The organism is Acinetobacter sp. B51(2017) (assembly GCF_003711395.1).
In the GTDB taxonomy this organism is placed as follows: Bacteria; Pseudomonadota; Gammaproteobacteria; order Pseudomonadales; family Moraxellaceae; genus Acinetobacter.
Genome location: NZ_PJRJ01000018.1, coordinates 25,748 through 40,918 on the forward strand (window position 1 = coordinate 25,748; position 15,171 = coordinate 40,918).

Genomic DNA, 15,171 nt, shown 5'->3' on the forward strand with positions numbered 1-15,171 from the left:
AAATGAGGGTTTTATGTTGGATAGGGTTAATTATTTCGCTTTTTTGCGGGCTTTTTGTGGTTGCTGCTGTTGTTGCTGCTGATCATTTTTGTTTTGCTCTTGCTCTTTTTGCTGCAGCTTCTGCTGATGTTGCTTTTTCTTATGTGCCATGTTCGCTCTCTCCTAGATTGATCTTGAGGATTTTTACAGACGAGTTCACTGTAACGGATTTTGCGCTAAGGCCAAATGCAACACTATTGCAATTTATTGCAATGTAAAACCCATATATTTTTTATACATATAAATCAAATATTTATATTTTTATACTTTACATTAAACAGCAAAGCGATGCACTTTTTCACCCAATGTAACAAGCCAAACTCGTGGTTTAAAATAAAAATAATTGGCAACAAGCAATACTTTCTTAGCATCTTGACGCATAATATAAGCATCGAATTTTTTGCTTTATTTTGGACTGTTGATTTTAGGTCACAGCAAGCTAGAGCAGTTTTTATATTTTTAACATTATTGAAGAAGCTTTTTTATGAAAATCGTCATTCTTAACAAGCCTTATGACGTCCTCTCCCAGTTTCGTAAAGACGAAGCACATATGACGATGTCTGATTTTGTCGATGATCCTGATTTACGTCTTGCGGGTCGTTTAGACATGGACTCAGAAGGTCTGGTGTTTTTAACTGATCATGGCGGCTTAAACCAGTACATCACTAACCCTGCCAACAAAAAGTTTAAAACCTATTTGGTACAAGTGGATGGCGATATCACTGAAGAGGCGCTTGAGCAACTGCGTAAAGGTGTTGAACTTAAAGATGGTATGACGCTGCCTGCTAAAGCCATTAAAGTTGAACAACCTGAATGGTTGTGGGATCGTGATCCTCCGGTACGTTACCGTGTCAATGTGCCAACATCTTGGGTAGAAATTCAAATTTGTGAAGGTCGTAACCGCCAAGTACGTCGTATGACTGCTGCGGTTGGTTTCCCAACACTGCGTTTAATTCGTACTCGTATTGGTCAAATTGATTTAGTTCAATTGGGCTTACAACCAGGCGAAACCAAAGAAATTGAACCTTTGTTATATTCAGATTTCCAAAATGTACCAAAGGAAGAACCATACCGTTCACGTTCTTATGTAAAAAAACCGGGTGGTACAGGTGGTAAGCCAATGGTACGTAAAAATAAAGATGGTTCTGTGAAAAAATCAGGCACCAAACGTATTTGGCAAATGGATGACAGTGAAAAGCCACGTCGTAAGACCAATGGTACTACACGTCCAAATACCAAAGCACCTCGCGGTCGTGGCCGTGGTCGCGGTTAATTAAACGCTGCTCAAACAGCCTGCCCTTGTGGTGGGCTTTTTTATGTCTATCATTTAAGGGAAGTCAACTTAGGCTATTTTTTCAAGGCTTGAATTCTGTTTGATCTTTATGTTATCTATAGCCACACAATAAAAATTGATAAACAAAACAAGGAAGATTTTGATGGATCAAGTCGCGAATCCCATGTTTAACAATGACAGACTGATGCAGCAATTGGGCGCGCATTTAGTCAGTTTTGCCGAGCATACTGCAACAGTTGAACTTAAAGTTACCGAACAGCATTTACAAGGGCATCAAACTTGTAATGGTGCTGTGATTTTTGCGCTATGTGATGCGGCTTTTGCGATTGCGTGTAATACAGGTGAGCATCCTGCTGTAGGTCAGCATTGTAGTATTAATTATTTAAAGGCGGGTATGTTAGGTGATGTATTAACTGCCACGGCAGAACATAAAACGACGAGTGGTCGTACAGGGATTTATGATATTACCGTCACCAATCAAAAGCAGCAGATTGTTGCTGAGTTTCGTGGTACTTCGCGGATTATTAAATAAAAATAAGCTCACGAAAGTGGGCTTTATTTAGATGCACCAATTACCTTCTGATATTCTTTATCAATTTCATTAAGAGTGAAATATCTTTTAATTTGACGCGGATTATTTTTCTCATGGAAGAATCCTGCAAAAATTATAGGCTCATTTCTCTTAATGGACTCCTCTTTAGAAATGTGAATGCTATTTAACTCATAAAAATATGGTTCTTTAGTAATTATGTAAGCAACCTTATCAAAATAATGCTTTTCGATTCCATGCCCATAGTCCTTATAATCAATTTGATCTATTGGAATGATATGAGTCTTATCTTTGTACTTTTTTGAATTTTTATACATATCTTCAACTTCCTGATACTCAAATTCGTAACTATCAGGCTTAAGTTGCATTTGATAATATTTTATACCCCGCCCTTTTAAAATTTCCATCACTTGTTGTTGACAAACTTTGGCTGAACTATCAGGTTTCTTATTATTATCTTTAGCCAAATCTTTCTTCAATTTAGGCATTCTCATGCCAAAGTAAATCGCCTTAACTGCTCGATAGTCATAAATAAAACGACCAAAGGGTTCGATGCAGATCCTAAATTCTTGTTCATGTTTCCATTTTTTTGATTTCGTACCTGACGTAATTCTCAAAAAATCTTCTATCTCTTTTTCTCCACTTTGAATAAGATTATGTAACTTTAGCTTTGGTCTTTTATCCGCGTATTCAACCTCAAATGCGCAACTAAATGCTCTTAACTCGTTAATTTTCTCCAAATCATATTCTATACAGAATCCACTATGCGAATCTGCATAGTATGCCCACAACAATTCATCATTAAATGTCTGACTTAATGAAAAGATACCGATCTCAGCTCTTACTTTCTTACACAAATCTTCAACTTGTTTTTTGATATCTGATGTCGATAAACCCGATAAATTCTCAAATATTTCTAATTCAGAATAAACATCTTGTTCATTAAATAAATTTTCTGATGGATCATTTAATGCGATTGCATGTGGCACATAAAAATAATTATTTTGTAAAGACTCTAAATCTCGCTTAGAACCATATCTATATTTATATAATTTCATTATTTTCCATAAAAAAACCCATGTCGAAACATGGATTTTAATTTAAAACTGCTTAAAGTGCAATTATGCTTTAAGCCATTTTTCAGCTTTGGCTTGATCTGCCACTTTTAACTCAACAGACGCTAAGCCCGTTTCTGCTGCTGTGACTTCAAATTGCATTAACTCATCACGGCGGAAGGCAAGTACAGTAAATGTACCTTGTTGCTTGGCATAACTTGCAAGTAACTTTTCTGAGGCTTTTAAACCATCAATGGCAATAATCACATCATTGGCAGAGAGACCTGCTTTTGCCCCTGCACCATCACGGCGTGCAGACTGAACCACAACACCTTCAGGCTTATCACTCAGTTTTAAACCAAAGGCTAAAGCTTTGTCATCTTTGACTTGATAGGAAATACCAAACTCAGGGAATAACTGATCAAGTGGCAATTCATCAGTTGTATTGACTAAATGGTTGATTTGCTCAAGCCAATTATCACCCGTTAATTCTTTACATAAATCATAAATGGTGCGTTGATTCACCTGAATACCGTTTTGTGCGTTTTCATACAATTTACGCATTAAGGCATCTAAACTTGCACCACGTAAACGTAAACCCAAGTCTAAACATAACGCCACTAAACAACCTTTGTTGTAATAGCTCGTGCCGGCATTATTAGAGTTTTCATCTTGACGATAGAACTTAATCCACGCATCAAAGCTCGATTCAGCAACGGTTTGCACAAAACGACCCGGATTTTGTAAATAACGATCAATTTGCGCTTTGAGTAACTCTAAATAGGCATCCTGATTGATCACACCACTACGTAATAAAATTAAATCATCGTAGTAAGAAGTAAAGCCTTCAAAGATCCATAATAAAGAAGTGTAGCCTTCTTTATTGAGATCATAATTGACGAAGTTTTCCGGACGGATAAATTTTACCAACCAAGAATGGAAATATTCATGGCTGCATAATCCTAAGAAACGCTGATAGTCCTTCGATGGCTGTTCAGGTTCATTGGCTTTGGGTAAATCGGCACGCGGTGTAATTAAACTGGTGCTGTTTGGGTGCTCTAAACCACCATAACTATTACCGGTTGCCATGGTCATAAAGGTATAGTCTTTAAATGGCGCCGAACCAAACATTTGAATTTCTGTGGCACAGATTTTTTGAATGTCTTGCTGCATACGCTCAGCGTTCATGACATGTTTGCCTGACACCACAAATTCGTGGGCAATGCCTTCAGCTTCAAAGCTAAAACGGGTTTGCTCTGCCAATTCAAATGGTGAATCAATTAGCTGCGTGTAGTTGTCGGCTTCTAAAGTAAAACGACCTTTAACCAAACTACGAACTTTTAAACCTGTGGCAATTTGGAAGTGTTTTAACTCATCTGGCAAGAACACTTCAACTTCTACGGCTTTATCTTCTTGACCTTCTAAACCAAGGCAAGCGCACGCTGGATTGATGTATAGACGTGTTTCATCCACATAAGCGCCACGTACCGATAAGTCATAGGCATACACGTCATATTCAACCGTGATTAACTCGTAATCGGTGTTAAATAAACTCCATTTATTCTTTTCAAATTTCTCAATTTGTAGCAAACGCCCTTCTTCATCATAGGCACGTACGCTTTCTAAATGCTTGGCAAATTCACGGATTAAATAGCTGCCTGGAATCCACGTTGGCAGTGCTAAAACCTGCGTTGGCTCCGCCACAAAACGTAAAGTGACATGAGCAAGATGCTGACGATAATCGTCAAATTCGATTTGATAATGCAACATAATGGGCAAGACAAAAAATAAAATAGATAACTTAGCAAGAAGCTTAACATTTTTTTGCCAAGCAATGCATAGACGTTGCATTTGTCGGCTTTTTGACTAGCCAGAAGAAAAAAAAAGGCATAGCATGCGCAGACTTTTTTTAGATTGCTTTGTCAATGGATTGGCAAATAAGGAACCGCCTTGAAATCTGTGTTTTACCTGTTGGCAAGCTTGGGGCTATTATGCTCCACGGCGAGCTATGCCAACTTACTTAACATTGCCCCTGAATCTGTCGAAGCCCAAGCGTGGACCATTGTTGATCCACAATCAGGTCAAGTGATTGCTGAACATAATAGCCATGTAAAGCGTGCTCCTGCCTCACTCACCAAAATGATGGTCGCGTATATTGCATTAAAAGAGATTCAAACTGGTCAGCTAAAATTAGATGAAGTCCTCACCGTCAGCCCTGTGGTCAATCAGGTGATGTGGGATGAATCGCAAATGCGCTTAAAAGTGGGTGAAAGCGTGAGTGTTGATACTTTACTGGCAGGTTTGATTGTGATGTCAGCCAATGATGCTGCATTAATGCTCGCAGAACGCATTTCAGGTCATGTGCCCAATTTTGTAGCACGTATGAATCTAGAGGCCAAAGCCTTAGGGATGCAAGATACCAATTTTGAGAATCCACCTGGCATTACCATGCCAGAGCATTACTCAAGTGCCGCAGATTTAGCTTTATTGGGTCAAGCCTTAGTCAATCAAACCCCCTATTATCTGCATTATTCTAAAATGCCGAATTTTAGCTATCACAATATCTTCCACCATGCCACCAATTTACTGTTGCCTGTAGATGCAAGTGTCGATGGCTTAAAAACTGGTTTTACCAAGGCAGCAGGTTATAACTTAGCCTTAACAGCCAAACGCCCAACAGGCAATCCTTATACACCTGAACGTCGTTTGCTGGTGGTGGTTTTGGGTACACCAAACGCGCAAAAACGTGCCGAAGTGGCACATAAGCTCATGAATATCGCTTATACCTATACCCGTAATGAAGCAGTCATTAAAGCTGGGCAAACAGTGGCTGAAATCCCTGTGAAAAAATCCAATTATACGTGGTTCCATGTCAAAGCTTTGACACCACAAGTTGCCACCACCTCATTGTATCAGCAAAGCTTCCCCATCCATCTTCAAGACTTTGATCAAGCCAGCCAGCGCCTGCGCTATACAGCGCTTAATGGTGCAGTACAAGTGATTGAGCCGCTTACCCAGACGCAAACTAAGCTAGATATTCATCTACCACAACAAAGCTTAGCTGCACCGTTACAGCAAAAGATGGATTTAGCTGAAGTTAAAGTGTATCAAAATGATCAATTGCTGCGTAGCTTTTCTATTGAAAACCAAATTAACTTAGATTCAATCAATATCTTTGCTCAGTTTTCTAACTGGCTAAATGATCTTTGGCATCAAGTTAAGCGTAAAGCTAAAATCATGCTGTGATTTCAGGTAACTTTATGTAACTTGTATAACAATTTTTGCTGAATTGCCTTTAAAAGAGATGGCATAGTGATGCCATCTCTTTTTTTATATAACAACAATAGGGAAACGATGACAACAACCCATAAAATTTTGATTATTGGTGGTGGTGCAGGTGGTTTAGAGTTAGCAACCCAATTAGGCAATAGCTTAGGCAAATCCAGTAAAGCTGAAATCACTTTGGTCGATCAAAAACTCACTCATATTTGGAAACCCTTATTGCATGAAATTGCTGCAGGACGTTTAAATATTCATGAAGAAGAAACCAACTATTTTGCTCATGCCGCAAAGCATTATTACCAATTTGTGCTAGGACGCTTTGTTGGGGTCGATCGACATAATAAACGCGTCAGCATTCAAAGCGAACAGTGGGCTAAAAAAGCCGCCAATAGTGATAGCACCAGTACGACCCACATGAGTTTAGACTATGACACGCTGATCTTGGCTTTAGGTTCGAACTCCAATGACTTTAATACCGAAGGTGTTAAACAATATTGTCATTTTTTAGACAATTTAGAACAAGCGCAAAAATTTCAACAAGATTTATTGCATTTATATTTAGATGCACAGCACCTCCCCGATGCCCGTGCGTTAAATATCGCGATTATTGGCGCAGGTGCCACTGGGGTCGAATTAGCAGCAGAGTTGATTCATGCCAAAGAAAGCTTCTATCAATATGGTTTAACCAAAATTGACCCAACAAAAGTCAACATCACCCTCATTGAAGCAGCTGATCGTATTTTACCTGCGCTTTCAGGAAAAACCTCAGAACATACGCAGCAACAACTCGAAGACTTAGGCATTCAGGTATGCACTCACCACCGTGTGGCAAAAGTCGATGCCGAATACGTGCATTTTGCCGATGGCAGCCAACTAAATGCTGAAATTAAAGTTTGGGCAGCAGGTATTAAAGCTCCAGATGTATTCAATACCCTCACAGAGTTTGAAAAAGATCGTCTTAATCGTCTGCATGTCTTTGCGACCTTACAAACCACGATTGATCCTGATATTTTTGCCTTTGGTGACTGCGCCCATTGTCAACCGATTGCCAATGAACCACCGCTTGCCCCACGCGCTCAAGTCGCCAGTCAACAAGCCAGCTTCTTAGTACGTGCCATGAAAGCCCGGGTGGCGCAGCGTCCTTTGCCGATGTTTAAATTTTCAGAAAAAGGCTCATTGGTGTCCTTAAGTCAGCATAGTGCGGTGGGTGAATTGTTGGGCAAGGTTAATATTCATGGTGTGATTGCAAAATCCATGTATGTCTCCTTGTATCGCGTCCATCAAGCCAATATTCATGGCTATACGCATGCCGGATTACTGACAGCTAAGGATCTGATGACAAAAAATATTGGCCCGAAGATAAAATTGCATTGAAATTTGTTGGACTGCCCTTATTAATAAAAAAACAGCATTAGAATGGTAAAAATGCGAATTTTAGCGAAATCTCTTCGATAAATTTATTTTTCCCTTTATGATGTATCTTTAGAAATTTATTGAATGGATCAATAACATGACTGCAATTGCAAATAACCACGTGGTATCTTTCCACTACACATTGACTAACGCTGAGGGTGAAGTTCTTGATAAATCTCAAGGCGAGCCACTTGTATACTTGCAAGGTGCAGGCAACATCATCCCTGGTTTAGAAAACGCCTTACTTGGTAAAGCTGTTGGCGACAAATTCACTGTAACTGTACCTGCAGCTGAAGGTTACGGCGAATACAACCCTGAACTTGTACAAGAAGTTCCTGCAAAAATGTTCCAAGGCGTAGACAACATCCAAGCGGGCATGCAGTTCCAAGCGCAAACTGATGATGGCGTTCAAATCGTAACTGTGAAAGCAGTTGAAGGCGAAAACGTAATCGTTGATGCAAACTTCCCACTTGCTGGTCAAGACTTAACATTTGACGTAGAAATCGTAGACATCCGTGATGCTTCTCAAGAAGAATTAGATCACGGTCACGTACACGGTGTAGGTGGTCACCACCACTAAGATCGTCTGATCTACAAAAAGGCAAAGTATTTTACTTTGCCTTTTTTTATGGCTTGGTTTTTAATCCAATGAAGATGATAATAAGTTTAACCTATGAAATCTCCATTTTTAATTGCCCTCTTCGCCTGCGCCGCGACTCAAATGGCATGTAGCAAGAATATTGATCAGCCCGTTCAGTGTCGTAGCAATGCCCTCGCCCAAGCCCAAGATTTTAATAAAGTCTATCAAAAAGATGAGTTTCGCATCTTTTATTCCACATTAGCCAGCTCTAAACATCGTTTAAAACAAATCAAAGATCAAAATAACAATGCTGTACCTGATTATGTCGAAGATGTCGCCACTCAAGCAATCGCCAGTCGTGAGATTTTTAAAGCCGCAGGTTTTCGTCATCCACTACACAGTCCACGCTATAACAATGTAAAAAACATCAGTATTTTTATTCAGGATATGAAAGGCAACGGGGTGGCCTATGAAGCACCTGCAAGTCATCCTAATTTACCCAATCCAATGCCTTGTAGTTTGGTACTGCATATTTCTAGCGATCTAAAAGATTTTCCTGGCAACTATTGGACCACTGTGACCCATGAATTGTTTCATTTGTATCAATATGGCTACACGCAGTTTAAAAACACTTGGTACCTAGAAAGTTTAGCCAATTGGTCAGAACGCGCTTTACGTGTCGATTTGGTATCTTCAACCAAAAATTTGCCTGCACTTCCTCAAAGCAGTCGTGGCATTCAAAAAGAAATTATTGGCAAGGCTTATAATCCACTTTGGAAACGTCTAAGTGTGATTGAGGGTCACGACCGCCTCGTAATTCCAGCGCATTTACAAAAAATGCGCTATAGCAATGGCAGTTTGGTATTTAAAGATCATGAATGGCGCAATACAGCTTTGGTACTAAATCTGATGCAGAACCTAGAGCAAAGTTCATTAAAAATCAGTAAAGATAAACAATGGAATGCTTACAACTGGAAAGAAAGTGATCAGCGCTTAAAACAATGGGATGCTATGATTTGGAAAAACATTCAAGCCGCGCTCATTAGCCAAGACTATCAAACCAAAGAAGTGCAGCAATTAAAACGGCTTCAGCTTCAACCTTAATATACTGTACAGCAAGACTCATGCGGTTACAAAAAATTCACTGCATGGACGCTAGACTGCTGCTTATTGGCTAGGAATTTGAGTAATATGCCTAAAAATCAACTGGTTTGGCTACGCCAAGATTTACGTACCTTTGACCATAGCGCCTTACATTATGCCATGCAAGCTGGGCCAACTTTGGCTGTGGTGGTGTTATCCGCACAGCAATGGCGGCTGCATCAGGATGCGCAAATTAAAATTGATTTTTATTTACGTCAATTACAACAGCTGCAAACACAATTACAGGCACTCAATGTCCCTTTACTGGTGTTACAAATGAATACGTGGCAAGACATCGCTCAAGCCATGCTACAGCTGTGCCAAACTTATGCGATTGAGAAGCTCTATGCCAACCATGAAGTGGGTTGGAATGAGCGCGAACGTGATCAACAGGTACAACAGCAATTACAAGCGCATAGCATAGCTGTAGAGTTTTTTCATGATCGTACTTTATTTCCACTGGCTTCAATTCGTAATCAAAACAACCAGCCCTATCAGGTGTTTAGTGCCTTTAAAAAACAGTGCTATGCACGTTTAAGTCACGCTTTAGCGCCATGCTATCCTGTGCCAAGTCCACAAGCACCGCTTACTCTAGATTTAGCGCCTGAGCTTAATGATCTGCCAAGCTTAACTGAATTGGGCTTTACCGAGATTAGACCTGAGCAACAAGCACTTTGGCCTGTAGGTGAAGATGCTGCGCTTGAGCGTTTAGATAGCTTTATTGCAGATCAAGTTGAGTATTATCAACATGAACGTGATTATCCTGATCTTAATGGTACCAGTCAGTTATCTGCTTATTTAAATACAGGAATTATATCAATTCGTACCTGCGTACAGGCTTTATTTCGGGCGCAATATGGCAATTTTCATTTTGACAATCAGGGACAACAGACATGGCTAGATGAGTTATTGTGGCGCGAATTTTATCAACATATTTTATTTGATTTCCCTCAAGTGTCTAAACACTTACCGTTTAAGGACAATACCCGAAACTTACCATGGCGCGATGCACCTGAAGACCTCGCTGCATGGCAACAGGGTCAAACGGGTATTCCAATTGTAGATGCAGGGATGCGACAAATGCATGCCACAGGTTGGATGCATAATCGTGTGCGTATGATTGTGGCGATGTTCTTAAGTAAAAATTTACTCATTGATTGGCGGATCGGCGAAGCATGGTTTATGCAATATTTGATCGATGGTGACCTCGCAGCCAATAATGGTGGCTGGCAGTGGTGCGCCTCTACAGGCACCGATGCCGTGCCCTATTTCCGAATTTTCAACCCCATTAGTCAATCACAAAAGTTTGACCCAAAGGGTGCTTATATCCGCCGTTGGGTGCCAGAATTGGCGCATTTAAATGACCAAGACATTCATGACCCTTATGCTAAATATCCTACGCGTAAGCTAGACTATCCAAAACCCATCGTAGATTTAAAACAAAGTCGTTTACGCGCATTAGCTGCGTTTAAAACAGGATAAAAAAATCCCGATCTATGATCGGGACTTTGACATTTAGGCAGCGGCTTCGTCGCGTTTAAATACCCATTCATTAGCTGTAGAGCTGGTAGCATCAAAATAATAACCATCTACGCCAAAATCTTTTAACTGCTCTGGATCTTGAATTTGCTGTTCGATGATGTAGCGTGCCATTAAACCACGGGCTTTTTTGGCATAAAAACTAATCACTTTATATTTGCCATTTTTTTGATCTAAAAACACAGGCTTAATCACTTGTGCCTTAAGTTGGCTTTCTTTGACGGCTTTATAGTATTCATCCGAGGCCAAATTCACCACGAGCTGGCTGTGATTAGCGTCTAAATCTTGCTGAATAAGCTCGGTAATGTGATGATCCCAAAATGCATATAAATTGCTGCCACGCGGATTTTTTAAACGTGTGCCCATTTCTAAACGATAAGGCATCATTAAATCTAAAGGTTTTAGCAACCCATATAAACCCGACAACATACGTAACTTTTGTTGGGCATATTCTAATTGCTGATCCGACAAGCTATAGGCATCTAAACCCGTATATACATCACCTTTAAATGCAAAAATTGCTTGGCGACTATTGGCAAAATTAAACTCAGGCTGCCAATCACGAAAACGTGCCACATTCAGCTGCGCAATTTTATCACTCACGCTCATCAAACTGGCAATTTCACTGGCGGACAAACTACGACTTAGGTCGATGAGCTGTTGTGAGTGGGCTAACAATCTTGGTAAAGTATGTCGATCTGTAGGTAAGGCAGTATCATAATCGAGGGTTTTCGCAGGCGAAATCAGAATAAGCATAGAAAATTTGATCAAAAAATAATTAAACAAATATAACAGCAGCGTAATTTTAATTCCAATCTGTGTTTTTACTGAGCATTATCGGTAGAATAGCCCGTTGTTTCTTTACCTGACTGTTAATTATGTCTGAACAAATTTTCATCCAAGGCCAAGCTGGCAAAATTGAAATTTTTGTAGATTACCCTCAGGGTGAAGTGAAAGGATTCGCTGTTGTGTGCCATCCTCATCCTCTACAAGGTGGTACGCCACATCATAAAGTACCTGTGCTGTTAGCGCAGATGTATTTAGAGCGTGGTTGTGTGGTCTACCGTCCAAGTTTTCGTGGTTCAGGCGCAAGTGAAGGCGTGCATGATGAAGGCTTTGGCGAAACGGATGATGTATTAGATGTAATTAAGTTTGCTCGCCAAAAACATATTACTGTGCCTTTTTATGCAGGTGGTTTTAGTTTTGGTGCGCATGTAATGGTCAAAGCCTATGCGGCTTTACCAGTCGAATTACAACCCAAACAAGCGATGATTTGTGGTTTACCCACTGCAACCGTTGCGGGTGTACGTCATTATGTGACCCCACCGATTAAAGGCGATATCTTATTTATTCACGGCGAAGCCGATGATGTAACCTTACTCTCAGACATGATTGAATGGTCACGCCCACAGCGTCATTTGGTAACCATTTTACCAGGCGCAAACCACTTCTTTACTGGTTATTTAAAACAATTACGTTTAGCTATGACCCGTTATTTAACTTTGGGTTAAGCCTTTAAACCTCGCAACTTGCGAGGTTTTTTTATCAGTTAAATTCTTTCCACTCAAACTGACTAAAACCAGACTCAGCTTTTAAAGTACTTTCTACCGCTTGTGCCAATTGATTCAGTAAGCTTTGTTCAGCAATACGATCTAACCAATCTTGTTCTTCTGCTGGATAAGAACTGATTTCGCAAACCATATGTCCATTGTCATCTTGACTTTGGCAGGTTACCGCCAAAGGCAACTCATGTGCTTCGACACTCACTGCAATATGATCACCACTTTGTGACAAGGTTTTAAAACCAAAGTCTGCCAATTTATCTGCCAATAGTTGTGTGACCTGTTTTTGTGCCACAGCGCAGTCATTCACATTATTATTTGCTTCACAGTGTGCAATAAATTGTAGCTTTTTCATCTATGCATCCAAAAGACATTTTTGTTGTATAGATGCAGCATATGCCTATAAAGCCAAACAGCCAAGTGAATCACTTGGCTGTTGGTTATTTTTTAAGCATATTTTAGACTAATTACTCAGTCACTTGAATTGCTAAACCTGCTGTGTTAGCCAATTGAGTAAAGCTTGGGAAACTAGTGGCAACTGTTTCTGTACCTACAATTTTAATCTCACCCGACGTACGTAGGCCTGCCATCGCAAAACTCATCGCAATACGATGATCATGATGCGATTCAATTTCACCACCCGTGAAGATTGCACCCCATTCACCTGACTGACCTTTACCTTGAATGATAATACCATCTTCAGTTGGTGTGCAGTCAATGCCCATGGTCGTTAAACCATCCGCCATCACTTGAATACGATCTGATTCTTTGACACGTAATTCAGCTGCACCGGTTAAGATAGTCTGACCTTCGGCACATGCCGCAGCAATAAATAAGGCTGGGAATTCGTCAATCGCCAATGGCACTTGATCTTCAGGAATGTGAATACCTTTTAAGGTACGTGTACCTTGAATACGAATATCGGCAATTGGCTCACCGCCTGCAATACGCTCGTTTTGGACGGTAATATCCGCACCCATTTGTTTGAGGATTTCGATAATGCCAGTACGGGTTGGGTTAATCCCGACTGCTTCTAAGGTAACATCAGCATTTTCAGTGATTGCAGCACCGACCATAAAGAATGCAGCAGATGAAATATCAGAAGGAACTTGAATGTTGGTACCGACTAATTTACCACCGCCTTGCAAAGAAATACGGTTACCCTCAGTTTTTACCTCATAACCAAAAGCACGCAACATACGTTCGGTATGATCACGAGTTGGCTCAGGTTCTGTGACAGAGGTTTCTCCCTCTGCCCATAGACCTGCCAGTAAAATACCTGATTTCACCTGTGCTGATGCCATGGGTAAGTCGTAATGAATACCTTTAAGAGCTTGTGCCCCAGAAATTGAGATTGGTGGTGTACCACGTTCGCCCGTACTTTGAATTTGCGCACCCATTAAACGTAATGGTTTGGCAATACGCTCCATTGGACGTTTAGACAATGAGGCATCACCTGTCATCACAGAATCAAACGCTTGTGCCGACAACATACCCGATAACAGACGCATTGAAGTGCCTGAGTTGCCCATATACAGCGCAGATTTTGGCGCTGTTAAGCCATGCATCCCTACACCATGAATCGTGACTTCACCATTTTTTGGCCCTTCAATGGATACACCCATATCGCGAAAGGCTTGTAGCGTGGCTAAAGCGTCTTCACCTTCTAAAAAACCCGTAACATGCGTGGTGCCTTCTGCAATCGCACCAAACATGATTGAACGATGTGACACGGATTTGTCACCTGGTACGGTAAATTTACCTTGAAAATTCTTAGCACCCGGTTGGATTGTAAATTGTTGTGTCACTTGTGTGTTCTCCAGCAAAGGTTTTTTAGCAAGCATATGATTAAAGTGCTGACGTGCGGCTTGAGCATGCCCCAATAAGCCCATCAGTTGTTGTGAATCTTCATCTTCAATCAGTTTTCGAATCACGGCCAATTGTTGTTCAAAGCCATCGACCGCTTTTAAAATAGCCGTTTTATTGGCAAAAAAGATGTCATGCCACATTTGTGGATCGCTGGCAGCAATACGCGAGAAATCACGAAAGCCCCCTGCGGCATAGCGAAAAATATCTAAGTTATCTTCTCGGTTGGCCAATTGCTCAACCAAGTTAAAGGCCATTAAATGCGGTAAATGACTGGTATGCGCCAAGACTTCATCATGCTTGGCCACATCCATACAAATCACTTCCGCATCAGCGGCTTGCCACAGTTGAATCAGTCGCTCGACCGCCCATGTGCTACTTGTCGGTAGTGGGGTTAAAATCACTTTGTGATTGGCAAATAAATCCACTTTACCAGCATGTACCCCAGTATGTTCAGCCCCGGCAATGGGATGCCCCGGCACAAAACCGGCAGGTAAGGCTTCACCATAAACCGCTTTGGCCGCCTCAACCACATTGCCTTTGGTGCTGCCTACATCCGTAATGATGCAATTGGCAGTTAAATACGGTTTAATCGTTTCAAGGACTTTTTGCGTCGCACGCACAGGCAAAGCCAACACCACAAGATCGGCACCTTGCACGGCGTCAATCGGGTTAGTATAGCCCTGACTGATGAGACCTAAAGCTTTGGCATCGCTGAGCGTTTTTTCAGAACGCGTTGAAGCCACCACTTCTTTGGCTAAAGCATGGGCTTGAATTACCCGTGCCAAACTCGAACCAATTAAACCTAAGCCAATAAAGGCAACTTTTTCAAACTGTAGCTGTGACAT

13 protein-coding genes are annotated in these 15,171 nt (G+C 40.8%); 8 read left to right on the forward strand and 5 right to left on the reverse strand.

Annotated elements, in window-relative coordinates:
* Positions 1 to 523: 523 nt before the first annotated feature.
* Complete coding sequence (locus CYK47_RS09840; RefSeq protein ID WP_122901285.1) at positions 524 to 1,312, forward strand: rRNA large subunit pseudouridine synthase E; 789 nt, start codon at positions 524 to 526, stop codon at positions 1,310 to 1,312.
* A 163-nt stretch (positions 1,313 to 1,475) separates the two neighbouring features.
* On the forward strand, positions 1,476 to 1,865 hold the full coding sequence (paaI, locus tag CYK47_RS09845) for a hydroxyphenylacetyl-CoA thioesterase PaaI (protein ID WP_122901287.1): 390 nt from the start codon (positions 1,476 to 1,478) through the stop codon (positions 1,863 to 1,865).
* Between the two features lie 23 nt (positions 1,866 to 1,888).
* On the opposite strand, the gene CYK47_RS09850 is transcribed toward paaI, so the two are convergent.
* Both CYK47_RS09850 and CYK47_RS09855 read right to left on the reverse strand, forming a co-directional pair.
* Positions 1,889 to 2,941 carry a DUF2971 domain-containing protein gene (locus CYK47_RS09850; RefSeq protein WP_122901289.1) on the reverse strand — a complete coding sequence of 351 codons (1,053 nt, stop codon included), beginning with the start codon at positions 2,939 to 2,941 and terminating at the stop codon, positions 1,889 to 1,891.
* A 63-nt stretch (positions 2,942 to 3,004) separates the two neighbouring features.
* A complete protein-coding gene (locus CYK47_RS09855) occupies positions 3,005 to 4,708 on the reverse strand; it encodes a M61 family metallopeptidase (RefSeq protein WP_122901351.1) in 1,704 nt (567 codons plus the stop codon).
* Positions 4,709 to 4,888: 180 nt separating this feature from the next.
* Here CYK47_RS09855 and CYK47_RS09860 point away from each other — a divergent pair, with 180 nt between their 5' ends.
* The 5 genes from CYK47_RS09860 to CYK47_RS09880 all read left to right on the forward strand — a co-directional run bounded on the left by CYK47_RS09860 (position 4,889) and on the right by CYK47_RS09880 (position 10,838).
* The gene (locus CYK47_RS09860; protein ID WP_122901291.1) at positions 4,889 to 6,184 is read left to right on the forward strand and encodes a D-alanyl-D-alanine carboxypeptidase family protein; all 1,296 of its coding nucleotides are present in this window, start codon (positions 4,889 to 4,891) and stop codon (positions 6,182 to 6,184) included.
* Between the two features lie 108 nt (positions 6,185 to 6,292).
* Positions 6,293 to 7,594 carry an NAD(P)/FAD-dependent oxidoreductase gene (locus tag CYK47_RS09865; RefSeq protein ID WP_122901292.1) on the forward strand — a complete coding sequence of 434 codons (1,302 nt, stop codon included), beginning with the start codon at positions 6,293 to 6,295 and terminating at the stop codon, positions 7,592 to 7,594.
* Between the two features lie 136 nt (positions 7,595 to 7,730).
* A complete protein-coding gene (locus CYK47_RS09870; RefSeq protein WP_122901294.1) occupies positions 7,731 to 8,213 on the forward strand; it encodes an FKBP-type peptidyl-prolyl cis-trans isomerase in 483 nt (160 codons plus the stop codon).
* Positions 8,214 to 8,306: 93 nt separating this feature from the next.
* On the forward strand, positions 8,307 to 9,317 hold the full coding sequence (locus tag CYK47_RS09875) for a hypothetical protein (RefSeq protein WP_164709177.1): 1,011 nt from the start codon (positions 8,307 to 8,309) through the stop codon (positions 9,315 to 9,317).
* Positions 9,318 to 9,404: 87 nt separating this feature from the next.
* The gene (locus CYK47_RS09880) at positions 9,405 to 10,838 is read left to right on the forward strand and encodes a cryptochrome/photolyase family protein (protein WP_122901298.1); all 1,434 of its coding nucleotides are present in this window, start codon (positions 9,405 to 9,407) and stop codon (positions 10,836 to 10,838) included.
* 33 nt (positions 10,839 to 10,871) lie between these two features.
* On the opposite strand, the gene yaaA is transcribed toward CYK47_RS09880, so the two are convergent.
* Positions 10,872 to 11,651: a peroxide stress protein YaaA gene (yaaA, locus tag CYK47_RS09885; RefSeq protein ID WP_122901300.1), complete on the reverse strand. Its 780-nt coding sequence runs from the start codon at positions 11,649 to 11,651 to the stop codon at positions 10,872 to 10,874.
* Positions 11,652 to 11,773: 122 nt separating this feature from the next.
* On the opposite strand from yaaA, the gene CYK47_RS09890 reads away from it, so the two are divergent.
* Positions 11,774 to 12,406 (forward strand): alpha/beta hydrolase, encoded by a 633-nt coding sequence (locus tag CYK47_RS09890; RefSeq protein WP_122901302.1) that lies wholly within the window; start codon positions 11,774 to 11,776, stop codon positions 12,404 to 12,406.
* A gap of 34 nt (positions 12,407 to 12,440) precedes the next feature.
* Here CYK47_RS09890 and CYK47_RS09895 read toward each other — a convergent pair whose 3' ends face one another.
* The gene (locus CYK47_RS09895; protein WP_122901304.1) at positions 12,441 to 12,812 is read right to left on the reverse strand and encodes a hypothetical protein; all 372 of its coding nucleotides are present in this window, start codon (positions 12,810 to 12,812) and stop codon (positions 12,441 to 12,443) included.
* A gap of 112 nt (positions 12,813 to 12,924) precedes the next feature.
* Positions 12,925 to 15,171: a bifunctional prephenate dehydrogenase/3-phosphoshikimate 1-carboxyvinyltransferase gene (locus CYK47_RS09900; RefSeq protein WP_122901306.1), complete on the reverse strand. Its 2,247-nt coding sequence runs from the start codon at positions 15,169 to 15,171 to the stop codon at positions 12,925 to 12,927.

Bases quoted from the DNA above. Each gene is read 5' to 3' on its own strand.
- CYK47_RS09895 (WP_122901304.1), bottom strand. From the start codon at position 12,812: ATGAAAAAGCTACAATTTATTGCACACTGTGAAGCAAATAATAATGTG.
- CYK47_RS09875 (WP_164709177.1), top strand. From the start codon at position 8,307: ATGAAATCTCCATTTTTAATTGCCCTCTTCGCCTGCGCCGCGACTCAA.
- paaI (WP_122901287.1), top strand. From the start codon at position 1,476: ATGGATCAAGTCGCGAATCCCATGTTTAACAATGACAGACTGATGCAG.
- CYK47_RS09865 (WP_122901292.1), top strand. From the start codon at position 6,293: ATGACAACAACCCATAAAATTTTGATTATTGGTGGTGGTGCAGGTGGT.
- CYK47_RS09850 (WP_122901289.1), bottom strand. From the start codon at position 2,941: ATGAAATTATATAAATATAGATATGGTTCTAAGCGAGATTTAGAGTCT.
- CYK47_RS09840 (WP_122901285.1), top strand. From the start codon at position 524: ATGAAAATCGTCATTCTTAACAAGCCTTATGACGTCCTCTCCCAGTTT.
- CYK47_RS09900 (WP_122901306.1), bottom strand. From the start codon at position 15,171: ATGTCACAGCTACAGTTTGAAAAAGTTGCCTTTATTGGCTTAGGTTTA.
- CYK47_RS09880 (WP_122901298.1), top strand. From the start codon at position 9,405: ATGCCTAAAAATCAACTGGTTTGGCTACGCCAAGATTTACGTACCTTT.
- CYK47_RS09855 (WP_122901351.1), bottom strand. From the start codon at position 4,708: ATGTTGCATTATCAAATCGAATTTGACGATTATCGTCAGCATCTTGCT.
- CYK47_RS09870 (WP_122901294.1), top strand. From the start codon at position 7,731: ATGACTGCAATTGCAAATAACCACGTGGTATCTTTCCACTACACATTG.
- CYK47_RS09890 (WP_122901302.1), top strand. From the start codon at position 11,774: ATGTCTGAACAAATTTTCATCCAAGGCCAAGCTGGCAAAATTGAAATT.
- yaaA (WP_122901300.1), bottom strand. From the start codon at position 11,651: ATGCTTATTCTGATTTCGCCTGCGAAAACCCTCGATTATGATACTGCC.